This window comes from Arthrobacter sp. AQ5-05, from assembly GCF_003287975.1.
Lineage (GTDB): Bacteria > Actinomycetota > Actinomycetes > Actinomycetales > Micrococcaceae > Paeniglutamicibacter.
This window is the reverse complement of sequence record NZ_QMKQ01000006.1, coordinates 126,631-139,904: the sequence shown is the minus strand read 5'-3', so window position 1 is coordinate 139,904 and position 13,274 is coordinate 126,631. Positions and strand designations below refer to the sequence as shown.

General features: G+C 65.4%; 12 protein-coding genes and 1 tRNA gene. 8 read left to right on the top strand and 5 right to left on the bottom strand.

Features of this window, described 5'->3' with window-relative positions; all coding sequences use genetic code 11:
- Positions 1-339 precede the first annotated feature (339 nt).
- A complete protein-coding gene (locus DQ353_RS08380; RefSeq protein ID WP_113762300.1) occupies positions 340-1,737 on the top strand; it encodes an FAD-dependent oxidoreductase in 1,398 nt (465 codons plus the stop codon).
- A 238-nt stretch (positions 1,738-1,975) separates the two neighbouring features.
- Here DQ353_RS08380 and DQ353_RS08375 read toward each other — a convergent pair whose 3' ends face one another.
- The gene (locus tag DQ353_RS08375; RefSeq protein ID WP_502696387.1) at positions 1,976-3,487 is read right to left on the bottom strand and encodes a catalase; all 1,512 of its coding nucleotides are present in this window, start codon (positions 3,485-3,487) and stop codon (positions 1,976-1,978) included.
- 40 nt (positions 3,488-3,527) lie between these two features.
- Positions 3,528-3,956, bottom strand: coding sequence for a Fur family transcriptional regulator (locus DQ353_RS08370; protein WP_113762298.1), 429 nt, complete (start codon positions 3,954-3,956; stop codon positions 3,528-3,530).
- Between the two features lie 71 nt (positions 3,957-4,027).
- On the opposite strand from DQ353_RS08370, the gene DQ353_RS08365 reads away from it, so the two are divergent.
- The 5 genes from DQ353_RS08365 to efeB all read left to right on the top strand — a co-directional run bounded on the left by DQ353_RS08365 (position 4,028) and on the right by efeB (position 10,033).
- Positions 4,028-5,308 carry an MFS transporter gene (locus tag DQ353_RS08365; protein ID WP_113762297.1) on the top strand — a complete coding sequence of 427 codons (1,281 nt, stop codon included), beginning with the start codon at positions 4,028-4,030 and terminating at the stop codon, positions 5,306-5,308.
- A 106-nt stretch (positions 5,309-5,414) separates the two neighbouring features.
- Positions 5,415-6,287: a zinc metalloprotease HtpX gene (gene htpX / locus DQ353_RS08360; protein WP_113762296.1), complete on the top strand. Its 873-nt coding sequence runs from the start codon at positions 5,415-5,417 to the stop codon at positions 6,285-6,287.
- Positions 6,288-6,667: 380 nt separating this feature from the next.
- Positions 6,668-7,513: an iron uptake transporter permease EfeU gene (gene efeU, locus DQ353_RS08355; RefSeq protein ID WP_113762295.1), complete on the top strand. Its 846-nt coding sequence runs from the start codon at positions 6,668-6,670 to the stop codon at positions 7,511-7,513.
- A 31-nt stretch (positions 7,514-7,544) separates the two neighbouring features.
- On the top strand, positions 7,545-8,705 hold the full coding sequence (efeO, locus tag DQ353_RS08350) for an iron uptake system protein EfeO (protein WP_113762294.1): 1,161 nt from the start codon (positions 7,545-7,547) through the stop codon (positions 8,703-8,705).
- A 5-nt stretch (positions 8,706-8,710) separates the two neighbouring features.
- Positions 8,711-10,033, top strand: coding sequence for an iron uptake transporter deferrochelatase/peroxidase subunit (gene efeB / locus DQ353_RS08345; protein WP_113762293.1), 1,323 nt, complete (start codon positions 8,711-8,713; stop codon positions 10,031-10,033).
- A gap of 124 nt (positions 10,034-10,157) precedes the next feature.
- Here efeB and DQ353_RS08340 read toward each other — a convergent pair whose 3' ends face one another.
- Positions 10,158-10,646, bottom strand: coding sequence for a YajQ family cyclic di-GMP-binding protein (locus DQ353_RS08340; RefSeq protein WP_113762292.1), 489 nt, complete (start codon positions 10,644-10,646; stop codon positions 10,158-10,160).
- Positions 10,647-10,804: 158 nt separating this feature from the next.
- Here DQ353_RS08340 and DQ353_RS08335 point away from each other — a divergent pair.
- Positions 10,805-10,886, top strand: a tRNA-Tyr gene (locus DQ353_RS08335).
- Between the two features lie 171 nt (positions 10,887-11,057).
- Here DQ353_RS08335 and DQ353_RS08330 read toward each other — a convergent pair.
- A complete protein-coding gene (locus DQ353_RS08330) occupies positions 11,058-11,471 on the bottom strand; it encodes a hypothetical protein (RefSeq protein WP_113762291.1) in 414 nt (137 codons plus the stop codon).
- A 350-nt stretch (positions 11,472-11,821) separates the two neighbouring features.
- On the opposite strand from DQ353_RS08330, the gene trxA reads away from it, so the two are divergent.
- Complete coding sequence (gene trxA, locus DQ353_RS08325; RefSeq protein ID WP_113762332.1) at positions 11,822-12,193, top strand: thioredoxin; 372 nt, start codon at positions 11,822-11,824, stop codon at positions 12,191-12,193.
- 13 nt (positions 12,194-12,206) lie between these two features.
- Here the strand turns inward: trxA and DQ353_RS08320 are convergent, their stop codons facing one another.
- The gene (locus DQ353_RS08320; RefSeq protein WP_113762290.1) at positions 12,207-13,199 is read right to left on the bottom strand and encodes a DNA-3-methyladenine glycosylase family protein; all 993 of its coding nucleotides are present in this window, start codon (positions 13,197-13,199) and stop codon (positions 12,207-12,209) included.
- Between the last annotated feature and the right edge of the window lie 75 nt (positions 13,200-13,274).

Here is a 13,274-nt window from a genome sequence, read left to right as displayed (position 1 = left end):
TGCATTGGTTCCATTCCGGGCGCGCGAACCCGTCAGGGATTCGCGCAGGTCTTGGGTCGGCCAGGCGCCGGTTCACGATGCTCACGGGTAGCATGGGTGTTTGGCGTCGTGTTGGGGCACGTCTTGCCCCTTCTATGTGAGCCTATCGCGGGCCCGCGCCCGCCGGAGGCCCGGAGGCGGTGCCGGAACGTGCTGATTGCCCGCAGCAAGCGGGGGCAGGGCACCCAGGGCGTGAGCATCCCCACAATGGTTCACGTTCGGCGACCGGTGCCAATTAGACTAGTTGTGTGTGCGCTATTTGCGCTGTCCAGTGATCATTCTCCGGAAGGAACCTCCCTCGTGTCCGATTCAGCAGTACGCCCGCTCCGTGTCGCCATTATCGGGGCAGGTCCGGCCGGCGTTTATGCTGCCGACATCCTGACCAAGGCAGAGCGCGAGTTCGAGGTCAGCATCGACCTGCTTGACGCCTACCCGGCCCCGTACGGGCTGATCCGCTACGGCGTCGCCCCGGACCACCCGCGCATCAAGGGCATCGTCAACGCCCTGCACAAGGTGCTTGACCGCGGCGACATCCGCTTCCTGGGCAACGTGACCTACGGCCGGGACCTGACGCTGCGCGACATCCGCGACATGTACGACGCGGTCATCTTTGCCACCGGCGCCATCAAGGACGCCCGCATGGACATCCCGGGAATCGACCTTGAGGGATCCTTCGGCGCGGCCGACTTCGTCTCCTGGTACGACGGCCAGCCGGACGTGCCGCGCACCTGGCCGCTGGAAGCCAAGCAGATCGCGGTGCTTGGCAACGGAAACGTGGCCCTGGACGTGGCCCGCGTGCTCTCCAAGCACCCCGAGGACCTATTGGTCACCGAAATACCGGACAACGTCTTCGAGGGCCTTAAGGGTTCGCCGGTCACCGACGTCCACATCTTCGGCCGCCGCGGCCCGGCACAGGTGAAGTTCACCCCGCTGGAATTGCGCGAGCTGTCCCACAGCCGCGACGTGGACATCGTGCTCTACCCCGAGGACTTCGAATTCGACGAGGCCTCGGACGCATTGATCAAGTCCAACAACCAGGTCAAGACGATGGTCAACACGTTGACCAACTGGATCGTCGAGGAGCAGGACACCGGTGCCTCGCGGCGCCTGCACCTTCATTTCCTGCACAACCCCGTCGAGGTCATGGGCGAAGACGGCAAGGTTGCGGGCATCAGGTTCGAGCGCCAGGAGCTCGACGGCACCGGGAACGTCAAGGGCACCGGCGAGTTCATCGACTACCCGGTCCAGGCCGTCTACCGTGCAATCGGCTACCTCGGCTCGGAGCTGGCGGAGCTCGAATTCGACGAACGCCGCGGTGTCATCCCCAACGAGGGCGGGCGTGTGCTTGATGCCGATGGCGCCCACGTTCCGGGTCTCTATGCAACGGGATGGATCAAGCGCGGCCCCGTTGGCCTGATTGGCCACACCAAGGGTGACGCCCTCGAGACCATTGGGAACCTGCTGGAGGACCGCCTGTCGCTGCCGGTGGCCGGTAACCCGGGCGAGGACGCGATCATCGAGCTGCTCGAATCCCGCGGTGTCCGGTACACGACCTGGGACGGCTGGAAAAAGCTGGACGCGCACGAGATTTCCCTGGGTGCCGCAGCCTCCCCGGCACAGACCTCAAACGGTCCGGTGGAGCGCGCCCGCGTGAAGGTTGTGGAGCGCGAGGAAATGGTCAAGATTTCCCGAGGTTAGACTGTATAGCGCAAGGGCCTGTGTTTTCCGAAGTAGCGGAGAACATGGGCCCTTGTTCTTGCGTGATTCCGAAAGGCTTCCCGGCAGCCGTTGCAGCGGCCGGATGTCCATCGGAACCGGCTCGAGGCCCGGGCCAGGCCCGCCTGGCGGGTTGGCAGCATGAAACGGTTCGGCCCGGCCTCCCCAGTGCGGGGAGGCCGGGCCGAACCGTTGTTACTTGGTGCATGCCAGGGGCGGGTTAGGCCTTGCCGGCCATTTCAGCTGCACCGTCGGTGGAGCCTGCGATGCCGGCTGCGTAGCCGTCGCGCAGGATCTGGCCGAGGTTTGCATCGACGTTGGTCCAGTACTGGAAGAAGCCTTCGCGGATGGACTCGATGGTGATGCCGTTGCACTGGCCCAGGAGGTTCGCGTGGAAGCGTTCCTTGGACTCGGCGGTGTAGACATCGCGGTACAGGGTACCGGCCTGGCCGAAGTCGTCGTCCTCGGAGCGCAGGGTCGCTGCGGCGCGCACGAGCTCGCCGTCGTTTTCCCAGCTGCCTTCACCGGCGCGTGCTGCGTCGGCTTCCGGTCCGCCGAAGGAGTTCGGGGTGTAGACGCGGGCCTCGGGGGCGTTGAAGGTGTACTGCATGGCACCTTCGTGCATGTAGGTGGTGACCTTGGAGGCGTGCGGCTGGTTGACCGGCAACTGGTTGTAGTTGGTGCCGATGCGGTTGCGCTGTGCATCCGGGTAGGAGAACACGCGGGCCATCAGCATCTTGTCGGGGCTGATGTCGATGCCCGGAACCAGGTTCGACGGCGAGAAGGCTGCCTGCTCGATCTCGGCGAAGAAGTTCTGCGGGTTGCGGTTCAGCGTGAAGTGGCCGACCGGGATCAACGGGTAGTCCTTGTGCGACCAGGTCTTGGTGATGTCGAACGGGTTGAAGCGGTAGGTCTTGCCCTCTTCGTACGGCATGATCTGCACCGAGACATCCCAGGTCGGGAAGTTTCCGGCGGCGATGTTGTCGAACAGGTCGCGACGGTAGTAGTCGGCGTCCGAGCCGGCAAGCTTCTCGGCTTCCTCGTTGGACATGTTGTGCACGCCCTGGCGGGAGTGGAAGTGGTACTGCACCCAGAAGCGCTCGCCTTCGGCGTTGATCCACTGGTAGGTGTGCGAGCCGTAGCCGTTCATCTCGCGCCAGGAGGTCGGCAGGCCGCGGTCGCCCATCAGGTAGGTCACCTGGTGTGCGGACTCGGGGGAGTGCGTCCAGAAGTCCCACTGCATGTCGGCATCGCGCAGGCCGGAGGCGCCCAGGCGCTTCTGCGAGTGGATGAAGTCCGGGAACTTGATGCCGTCGCGGATGAAGAACACCGGGGTGTTGTTTCCGACGATGTCGTAGTTGCCTTCGGTGGTGTAGAAGCGAAGTGCGAAACCACGCACGTCGCGCCAGGTATCCGGGGAGCCCTGCTCGCCGGCCACCGAGGAGAAGCGCAGCAGCGTCTCGGAGGTGGCGCCCGGCTGGAAGACCGCGGCACGGGTGTACTTCGAAACGTCTTCGGTGATAACCAGTTCACCGAAGGCTCCGCCGCCCTTGGCGTGCGGGTTGCGCTCCGGGACACGCTCGCGGTTGAACGAGGCGAGCTTTTCGACCAGGTAGCGGTCGTGAAGCGCGGTGATGCCGTCGGGACCTGCGGTCAGCGAGTGTGCGTCGCTGGCGACCGGGGCACCGGACTGGGTGGTGGTGAAGTTCTCGCTCAAGAGATTCTCCTTCATTGTGGGTTGGTAACTCTTCTGCCGGTGTCCCGGAGCGCAGCTAGGCGGCGCCGGTCTTCCTGCAGTCTTCACAGATGCCCTGGTAGAGGACATCAGCAATCTGGATGACCATGCCATGGCTGTCCGAGGGGGTCAGGCAGGGGGCGTGGCCCACCGCGCATTCCACATCCTCGATCCGGCCGCAGCTGGTGCATAGGGCATGGTGGTGGTTGTCGTTCACGCGGGTCTCGTACAGGGACGGCGAGTGCGGGGGGCTGAAGCGGCGCAGCATGCCCTGCTCCGTCAGATCATTAAGCACGTTGTAAACGGACTGGATGGAAACATCGGGCAACGCGTGGTGGACCGCCTCGACAACCTTCTCCGCCGAGGAGTGCGGGTGTTCGTCCAGGACCTCGAGCACGGCAAGGCGGCCGCGGGTAACCCGCAGGCCGAGGTCCCGCATCTGCGCCGAATAGTCCATGTGATCCATTCCACCTTCTTATTTTGAATATGTCAAGATAGCTGTCGTTTCGGCGTGGCGCCGGTGGCTAGACTCGATTCGTGGCACGACTCCTGGCTGACCTCACCCCCTTGCGCGAAAGCCCCGCATTCAAGCGGCTGTGGATCGGCAATGCCCTCGCGGCGGTCGGCGGCCAGCTCACGCTGGTGGCGGTCAGTCTCGAGGTCTATGCGCTCACCGGCTCCAGCCTTCACGTCGGGCTGCTCGGTGCCTTCGCCCTGGTGCCGCTGGTGCTCACGGGCCTGTACGGCGGATCGATCGCCGATGCGCATGACCGGCGCAAGGTCGCCCTGGGCTCCGCGCTGGTGCTGTGGGCGGCCACCGCCGCCATCGCGGCCCAGGCCTGGCTGGGCGTGGACAACGTCTGGGTGCTCTACGGGCTGGTGGCCATCCACTCGGCGGCCGGCGGCATCAACCAGCCCGTCCGCGGGGCCATCATCCCGGCCATCGTGGGCCTGAAGCTGCTTCCGGCGGCGAACTCGCTGAACATGGTCACCTTCGGCATCGCCCAGATGGTCGGCCCGCTGCTCGGCGGGCTGTTGGTCGCCCAGGTCGGTTTTGGCTGGACCTACTCCATCGATGTGCTCACCTACGCCGCCGCCGTCTGGTCCGTGTACAAGCTGCCGTCGCTGCCTCCCTCCGGCACCCCGGCCAAGGCGGGGCTGCGGTCGGTCATTGAGGGGTTCAGGTTCCTGGGTTCCCAGCCCAACGTGCGCATGACGTTCCTCATCGACCTGGCGGCCATGGTGCTCGCCGCGCCGCGCGCGCTGCTGCCGGCCATCGGCGCGGTGCTGATCGGCGGGGGCGAGCTGACCATGGGCCTGTTGCTTGCGGCAACCGCCATGGGCGCGTTCCTGGCCGGGTTGTTCTCCGGGCCGGTGGGCCGCATCCACCGCCAGGGCGTGGCGGTGTTCGTCTGCGTCAGCGTGTGGGGCGCAAGCATCGGCCTGTTCGGTGTGGTGGTTATCCTGGCCGCACGCGGACCGATCCCCGCCGACGGTTCGGCCGGCGTGTGCATCTGGCCAGCCGCCGCCTGCATGGCGCTGGCCGGGGTCGCGGACGCGATTTCCTCGGTCTTCCGCACCACGATCTTGCAGACCGCGACCCCCGACCACCTGCGCGGACGGCTGCAGGGGGTGTTCATCGTGGTGGTCGCCGGCGGGCCGCGGTTGGGGGAGATGCTCTCCGGGACCGTGGCCAGCGGGCTGGGTGAGGGCACCACGCTGTTGGTCGGCGGCGTCGCGTGCATCGTGGTGGCGGCCTCCTTGATGCGCTGGGAACCGGGGTTCCTGCGATACGACGCCAGGTGCCCACGATCCTGAAAGCCGGGCCCCAGCGGGAACAAAGCCAGCACACAGTAGATCTTAGTAAACTATATGCAAGCATCGATCCGGCAAGTCCGGAACGTCTAACGAGGAGTGAACCGCAGTGCACAATCACAACAACGGCCTGAAGACGGCGGGGTTGCTCGGCGGCCTGTTCGCGCTGCTGCTGGCCATTGGTGCCTTGCTGGCGTCGGGAACCGGAAGCAGCAGCTTCATCTGGATCTTCGCGCTTATCGGTGTGGCCACCACCGCCTACGGGTACTGGAATTCCGACAAGCTGGCGATCCGCTCGATGCAGGCCTACCCGGTCACCGAGGCGGACCAGCCGGCCATGTACCGGATCGTGCACGAGCTCTCGGTTGCCGCCCAGCAGCCCATGCCGCGCCTCTTCGTCTCACCGACCAACGCCCCCAATGCCTTCGCCACCGGGCGCAACCCGGAAAACGCCGCGGTCTGCTGCACCGAGGGAATCCTGCAGCTTCTCAACGAGCGCGAGCTGCGCGGGGTGCTGGGCCACGAACTCATGCACGTGTACAACCGCGACATCCTCACCTCCTCGGTTGCCGCTGCCGTGGCCGGTGTCATCACCTCCGTGGCGCAGATGATGCTCTTCTTCGGCGGAGGGGACCGGCGCAACGCAAACCCCATCGCCCTGATCGCCATGTCGCTGCTCGCCCCGCTGGCTTCCGCCGTCATCCAGATGGCCATCAGCCGCACCCGCGAATACGACGCGGACGAGGACGGGGCCAAGCTGACCAACGACCCGCTGGCGCTGGCCTCGGCCCTGCGCAAGCTCGAGGGCGGGGTTCAGCGCGCACCGCTGCCGGCCGACGACCAGCGCCTGGTGAACACGTCGCACCTGATGATCGCCAACCCCTTCCTGGGCGGAGCCAAGAAGCTCTTCGCCACCCACCCGCCGATGAACGACCGCATTGCCCGGCTGGAAAAGATGGCAGGCCAGTCCCTGGGCTACTGACCCGGCGGACAACACCGAACAAGCAAACGTCAAGGCGGTTCCCTTTGGGAACCGCCTTTGCCGTGCCGCGGAGTTTCGGCTGCGGAAGCATCATGGGCCGGGGCCTCTACTTTCCACGCAATCTTCGGGGATCGGCATTTTCCCGGGCGCTTCCTTATCCGCCCAAGTGAAATGTCGTTTTGTCGCCCAAGGGCAGTCGTGGCGCGTTGTGCGGCGTCCGAATCGCAACGGATTTCGGTTTGCGGCGGGAACTAAGTCGGGCGTAACCTCATTAGGCAATAGGTGCATGGCCTATTGAACCCAGCCACGCCTAAGTCCAACCAGCGACCTGCCCCACAGGCCCCTTGCGACCGGCGGTGAACCACGAAGGTACCCCAGATATGACCGGAAACTTCCTTATCGGCCTGCGCGAAGGCCTTGAAGCGGTACTCCTCGTTGTCCTCCTGCTGGCCTACCTGCGCAAAAGCGGACGCACCGCGCTGATCCCGCGGATCTTCACCGGCGTCGCGGTCGCAATCGCCGTCTCGCTGGGTTTCGGAGCTCTGCTGACCTTCGGGCCGCGGGGCCTGACCTTCGAGGCCCAGGAAGCCATCGGCGGAGGACTGTCGATCCTCGCCGTCGGATTCGTGACCTGGATGGTCTTCTGGATGGCGAGCGCGTCAAAGACGCTGGCCAGCGACCTGCGCGGCAAGGTCGATGAAGCCGCCGAAGGTTCGGGCTGGGCGCTGGTGCTGGTCGCTGCCCTGGCCGTGGGGCGCGAGGGCCTGGAAACCGCGCTGTTCCTTTGGGCCGCGACGCGGGCCACCGGGGAAACCTGGCAGCCGCTGCTGGGCGCCACCCTGGGAATCCTGGTCGCCGTGGTGCTCGGTGCGCTGCTGCACCGCGGCGTGCTGCGCATCAATCTCTCGAAGTTCTTCACCTGGACCGGGGCCGCGCTGATCGTCGTCGCCGGCGGCGTCCTGGCCTACGGAGTGCATGACCTGCAGGAGGCCGGAATCCTCCCGGGCCTGCACCACCTCGCCTTCGATGTCTCGCACCTCATTGCCCCCTCCGGCTTCCTCGGCACCCTGCTCAAGGGCATCTTCAATTTCTCGCCCGCCACCACCTGGGTCGAGGCCACCACCTGGGTCGCCTACGTCGTGCCGGTGACAATCCTTTATTTCCGCAAGATCCACACCCACAATGGAGCCAAGCGGGCAGCATCCCCGCAGCCGGTCTCCGCCTGACACCCTCTCGCACCCAATCCCGAGGACCTTCATGAAACTCGCTCTCCCGCTGCAGATCACCGCGGCACTGTCCGTGGCAGCCCTGTCCATCACCGGCTGCACCACCAACACACCCGAGGCCGATGGCGACGGGGCCATCGCGGTCACCAGCACTGCAGACGCCTGCACGCTCTCGACCACCAGCGCGCCGGGCGGAACGGTCAAGTTCACCGTCAAGAACGAGGGCACCCAGGTCACCGAGTTCTACCTTTTGGCCCAGGACGGGCTGCGGATCATCGGTGAAGTCGAAAACATCGGCCCGGGCCTGAGCCGCGACCTGGTCGTGGTGGCTCCCGAAGGCAACTACATCACCGCCTGCAAGCCGGGCATGGTGGGAGACGGCATCCGGGCCGAGCTTGCCCTGGGTGCGGCACCGGCGGGCCAGAGCGTCAGCACCGACCGGGCCGAAAAGCAGAAGCAGGCCGTCACGTTGTACGCCGCCTATGTCAAGGACCAAACCGAACAGCTTCTCACCGGCACCAAGGACTTTGCCCAGGCGTTCGCCGCGGGGGACACCGCCACCGCGAAGGACCTCTACCCCAACGTGCGCATGCACTGGGAACGCATCGAACCGGTCGCCGAATCCTTCGGCGACCTCGACCCGATCCTGGACGCCCGCGAGGCGGACCTGGAAAAGGGGCAGGACTGGACCGGATGGCACCGCGCGGAAAAGGACCTCTGGCCTCCGGCCTCCGGCTACAAGGCCATGAGCGATGCCGAGCGGGCCGCGCTGGCCACCAAGATGGTCGCCGACACCGAGGAACTCTACGCACGTACCCGCGAGCTGACCTACACCCCGGACAAGCTCGCCAACGGCGCCAAGGAACTGCTCGACGAGGTTGCCACCGGCAAGGTCACCGGCGAGGAGGAAATCTGGTCGCACACCGATCTCTGGGACTTCCAGGCCAACGTCGATGGCGCCCGCATCGCCTACGAGGACCTCAAGCCGCTGCTGACCGACTCCGACGCCGATCTCGACGCCACCTTGCAAAAGAACTTCGACGCCCTGCAGAAGCTGCTCGACGGCCACAAGAAGGGCCAGGGCTTCGAGTTCTACGACGAATTGGACCAGGCCCAGGTGCAGGAACTGAGCGCCGCGGTTGACGCGCTGGCCGAGCCGCTGTCCAAGTTGACCGCCGCCGTGGTGAAGTAGGAAGCATGCGCGGCAGGAACACCACCGGTGCCAAGGGCCCGGGCCAGAACACCCAGCCTGACGAGGCTGCGCCCAAGGCCGCGCCCAGCCGCCGTTCGCTGCTGGTCGCCGCCGGGGCCGGCGGTCTCGGAATCGCCGCGGGGGCGCTGGGACATGCTGTCCTGGGCGCGGAAGCCTCCTCGGGAGCGCAGGCCGATGACATCGTCGCGTTCCACGGGCAGCACCAGGCCGGCATCGCAACCCCCATGCAGGACCGCATGCACATCGCGGCCTTCGATGTCACGGTCGAAAGCCGGGACGAGCTCGTGTCGCTGCTGAAGGACTGGACGGCTGCCATCGAGCACCTGATGAAGGGCGCGGACGTCGGGGAGTTCGGTGCGACCGGCGGCAGCTACGATGCCCCGCCGGAAGACACCGGCGAGGCCATCGGGCTGCCAGCCAGCCACCTGAGCGTCACCGTCGGCTTCGGGCGGTCCCTCTTCGAGGATTCCCGCGGGCCGCGCTTCGGGCTGCAGGGGCGCATCCCCGCCGCACTGATCGACCTGCCGCATTTCCCCGGCGACGCGCTGGAGGAAGCCCGCAGCGGGGGAGACCTCGTGCTCCAGGCCTGCGCCGACGACCCGCAGGTCGCGGTCCACGCCATCCGCAACCTGGCACGCATCGGATTTGGCCGGGCCCGGGTGAGATGGTCCCAAATCGGGTTCGGGCGCACCTCCTCGACCTCCACCAGCCAGATGACCCCGCGAAACCTCTTCGGGTTCAAGGACGGCACGGCAAACCTGAAGGCCGAGGAGCAAAAGGCGCTGGATACGCACGTCTGGGTCGGCGGCAACACTGGAAACGAAGCGTGGATGAACGGGGGAACCTATCTGGTGGCCCGGCGCATCCGCATGCACATCGAAACCTGGGACAGGACGTCCCTGGGTGAGCAGGAAACCATCTTCGGCCGGACCAAGCGCGAGGGGGCGCCGTTGTCCGGCGGCACGGAATTCTCCGAACCCGACTTCGCCATGCCCGGACGCGGCGGACCGATCATGCCGGTGGATTCACACGTGGCACTTGCCCACCCCTCGGCCAACGGCGGGGTGCAGATGCTGCGCCGCGGATTCAACTACACCGACGGATCCGACGGACTGGGCCGGCTGGACGCCGGGCTCTTCTTCATTGCCTTCGTCATCGACCCGCGCACGCACTATGTGCCGATGCAAAACGCCATGGCCAAGAACGATGCGCTCGTGGAGTACTTGAAACACACCGGATCCGGTCTCTTTGCGGTGCCTCCGGGAATCTCCCAAGGCCAGTACCTGGGGCAGTCGCTGTTTTCCTGAGGGCACGAAACCCGGCCCGACACCCATCGTTAACGCAAAAAGGAAGGATGTCCGGAACCACCAATGGTGGTCCCGGACATCCTTCCTCTTGGATACGGCGGGCCCGGGGGAGCGGAAGATCCGCTTAGCGGAAGTTCACGAACTGCAGGTCTGCTTCCTCAAAGCCGCGCAGCAACGCCATGGTGGTCTGCAGGTCATCGCGGGACTTCGAAGACACGCGCAGTTCGTCACCCTGGATGGTGGACTTCACGCCCTTGGGCGCCTCGTCGCGAATGAGCTTGTTGATCTTCTTGGCCACGTCCTGGGCAATGCCCTCGACGATCTCGGCCTCGATGCGGTATTCCTTGCCCGAGGCGAACGGCTCGCCGGCTTCCAGGGACTTCAGGGAAATGTTCCGTCGGACCAGCTTGGACTGGAACACGTCGAGAACGGCCTTGACGCGTTCCTCGGAGTTTGCCTTCATCAGGATCTTCTCGCCGCTGAAGTCGATCTCGGCACCGATGCCCTTGAAGTCGTAGCGCTGGACGATTTCCTTCTGTGCCTGGTTCATTGCATTGGACACCTCCTGGCTGTCGACCTTGCTGACAACATCAAAAGTTGAATCGCTCGCCATGTGAGCCTCCTCGTAGTAGGGAATGTGTGCTTTGCCTACAAGAATACCGGGGAGCCGCAAATGGCCGAAAAACCGGAGGTTTACCCCTCGGGAGGCCCCCGATTTTATTTTTGGGAAAAAGGCATGTAGAGTTTCTACTCGTTCCGAAGAGAACATTCGGCAGATTACCCGAGTGGCCAAAGGGGGCTGACTGTAAATCAGCTGGCAACGCCTTCACTGGTTCGAATCCAGTATCTGCCACCGAATGAACAAGGTCCGTGTTCGAATCCCAGGATTCGAACACGGACTTTTTTCATGCCCTCCAGACGTTGACGCAAGTCACACGGGCAACGAGGGTTGGGCGGACCGAAGAGGCACCCCGGGATGCGACCCACATCAACATCCTGTGGCAATTCCCCGGCCACCCAAGTTTCAGGCCGCCATCTGCTCGCTCATCGGCACCACATAGATGTCCCAGAGCAACATGATCGAGTCCTTCGGGGCCCCCAACACCGCGTGATAGTGGGCCCACTGCCATTCGGTGGCCCCGTTGCCATCCCGCGGCCCGGGAGGGCACGATCCGGGAGTGAGCCACCGGCTCCCGTCCCAGATGGCCTGCAGCGGGCCAACGGACGTGGCCGCGGCCGAGCTGTCTTCGAGCGGAACGGGAACAGACACCCGTTCCTGGATCCGCAACGACGGGGCGACCGCGAACGGCGTGGACTCGACGATGGCCAAATCCATGGGGAGCGCATCGACGTAGCGCTCGGCCAACAGCATTCCCTCGGAGAGCGCCTTGCGTCCGGACCCTCCCGTGGTTACCAGCAACAATGTGCAGCGTGTCATGTCCTTGTCGGCATCCTGCCGCCTTCCCGAAAATACGGCCGCGGCCCGGATGCATCCTTCCTGTTATCCATGGAACCGGTGCTCCCGACAGGGGAGCTGGGCGCTCTGGCGAACCCGATGGGGCTGCGATGCCCGTGGGTTCCTTGGTGGTGCGGTCGATGGCGGCCTCCTTCGGGTGGTGACGAGGATTCCTTCGAGCATAAGGTCGTGCGAAAGCCCGTGGGGGCGAAGCCGCGAATCTGTGGATAAGTATCCACCGCCGGCCCCGTGCCGTCGTGGACAGGGGCGATGCACGCCGAAAACCCGGGCCCGACTGCGGCACCAAGGGCATCACGCGGTACCGTTGGTACATGGCTACTATCAATATCACCGAGTCTGAGTTCACGACGACGCTGGAAGAAAATGACATTGTCTTCGTAGATTTCTGGGCAGCGTGGTGCGGACCTTGCCGCCAGTTTGCCCCGGTATACGACGCAATCTCCGAGAAATTCACCGATGTGAAGTTCGCCAAGGTGGACACCGAAGCCGAACAGGGCCTGGCGCGCGCCGCGAACATCACCTCCATCCCCACCCTGATGGCCTTCCGCGACAAGGTGCTGGTCTTCTCGCAGCCCGGTGCCATGAATGCCTCGCAGCTGGACGACCTTGTGGTTGCCGTCAAGGGCATCGACATGCAGCAGGTCCACGCACAGATCGCCCAGCAGGAAGCCGAAGCCAAGTAGCTTCCACACTTCACTAGCGGTGTCGATGGTCCATGGGCGCCAGCCGAGGACCAAAGGACTGCTTGCGCTGCCCGGAAAGGCCGATCAGGCGCACCACACGCTGACGATGCCCGCCAAATGGCTCCAGCAACCCCAGCATCCCGGCATCATCCACCCGACGGCCGGTGAGCACCTGGCCGACGAATGCAGCCAGATGGTAGTCACCCACCGACACATGGTCGGGCGCGCCATGGGTGCGCTGCAGCACCTCGGCAACGCTCCACGGGCCCACCCCGGGAATCGATCCCAGCGCGGCGGCCAGGGTCCCTTCGCCCATCACGTTTTCACGCACGGCCCCCAGCTCCAGCAGCGCCCAGCGTTCGAGGCTTGCGGCGGCCTCCGCCGCACGAACCGCGGTGGCAGCTCTCTTGGAATCCACACGTGCCTGGTGCCATTGCCACGGCTGCAAGGAACGGATGGCCGCCGGGGACGGGGGCAATCGCATGTCCGCCGGTGCGGGACCCGGGGGGATCCCGCCAACGGCAAGGCAGAGGTGGCGCCAGGCGAAGTGGGCCTCGGTAACGGTGACCTTCTGCTCGAGGATGGCCGGCAGCAGTGCATCGAACACCCGCCCGGTGGATGGAAACCTCAGGCCCGGATTGAACTTCCTGCTCCGGGCCACCACCGGGTGCAGCAACGCCGAGGTTTCAGGGGCGTCGAAGGCGCGCCAGTCGTCGTAGGCGCCAAGCAGATGCAGCCCGCGCTCCACCGCATGCTCCGCGCCCGGGCCCCAGGCCTTGAGGAAGACCTCGGTGTCGCGACCCGCAGGGTGCCTGGCCAGAAGCGTGACCGGTCCGCTCGGGGCGTGGAAGCACAGCCAGGCCGTTGAGTCCGTGACCTTGGCGGCCGGGTCGCCGGCACCGCGTTGCAGGATGCCCAGGGACTGGCGCAGCGAATACGAGCGGTGCGGCTTCCACGAGGCGTGCGCATCGCACCCCGGCAAGGCTGTTGCTGACGAATCGGGCATAGCTCCATACTCCCACCGGGCCACCGCGTTTCGGCGCATGAAGATTCACTACGAACGGCGTCTTCAATGTGACGG

Excerpts from the sequence above, each read along its gene's own strand:
- DQ353_RS08375 (WP_502696387.1), bottom strand. The coding sequence starts at position 3,487 with ATGAAGGAGAATCTCTTGAGCGAGAACTTCACCACCACCCAGTCCGGT.
- DQ353_RS08370 (WP_113762298.1), bottom strand. The coding sequence starts at position 3,956 with ATGGATCACATGGACTATTCGGCGCAGATGCGGGACCTCGGCCTGCGG.
- efeU (WP_113762295.1), top strand. The coding sequence starts at position 6,668 with ATGACCGGAAACTTCCTTATCGGCCTGCGCGAAGGCCTTGAAGCGGTA.
- efeO (WP_113762294.1), top strand. The coding sequence starts at position 7,545 with ATGAAACTCGCTCTCCCGCTGCAGATCACCGCGGCACTGTCCGTGGCA.
- efeB (WP_113762293.1), top strand. The coding sequence starts at position 8,711 with ATGCGCGGCAGGAACACCACCGGTGCCAAGGGCCCGGGCCAGAACACC.
- DQ353_RS08340 (WP_113762292.1), bottom strand. The coding sequence starts at position 10,646 with ATGGCGAGCGATTCAACTTTTGATGTTGTCAGCAAGGTCGACAGCCAG.
- DQ353_RS08330 (WP_113762291.1), bottom strand. The coding sequence starts at position 11,471 with ATGACACGCTGCACATTGTTGCTGGTAACCACGGGAGGGTCCGGACGC.
- trxA (WP_113762332.1), top strand. The coding sequence starts at position 11,822 with ATGGCTACTATCAATATCACCGAGTCTGAGTTCACGACGACGCTGGAA.
- DQ353_RS08320 (WP_113762290.1), bottom strand. The coding sequence starts at position 13,199 with ATGCCCGATTCGTCAGCAACAGCCTTGCCGGGGTGCGATGCGCACGCC.